Origin of the sequence: Flavobacterium collinsii (assembly GCF_902804485.1) — a bacterium.
Classification (GTDB): Bacteria; Bacteroidota; Bacteroidia; order Flavobacteriales; family Flavobacteriaceae; genus Flavobacterium; species Flavobacterium collinsii.
Map to the genome: position 1 here is coordinate 1 of NZ_CADCST010000134.1, position 369 is coordinate 369.

Sequence of the window (369 nt, forward strand, 5' to 3'; positions counted from 1 at the left end):
AATCAGCTGATGTATGTAATCTACACCTCAGGCTCCACAGGACAACCTAAGGGAGTTATGATCGAACATAAAAGTTTGGTCAATTACATTACGAACCAGACAGAAGAATTTGGATTGGACCATTCAGATCGTGTACTGCAATTCTCAAACAACGCTTTTGATGCGTCTATGGAACAAATCTTTTTAGCCTTGTTCAATGGAGCTTCATTGATAGGCGTATCCAAAGAACGCATCATTGATCCGACAGATTTTATCAATGTATTGCAGGAATATTCTGTAACACACCTTCATGCCACCCCTGGTTATTTGTCTCATCTGGAGAACCTATCTTCCTGTAAAACGCTAAAAAGAATCGTTGCCGCAGGAGAA

At 40.4% G+C, this 369-nt stretch carries 1 protein-coding gene; it reads left to right on the forward strand.

The window, feature by feature from the left end; all coding sequences use genetic code 11:
• The coding region (locus FLA105534_RS21150; protein ID WP_173968072.1) for an AMP-binding protein at window positions 1-369 on the forward strand (369 nt) is incomplete at both ends.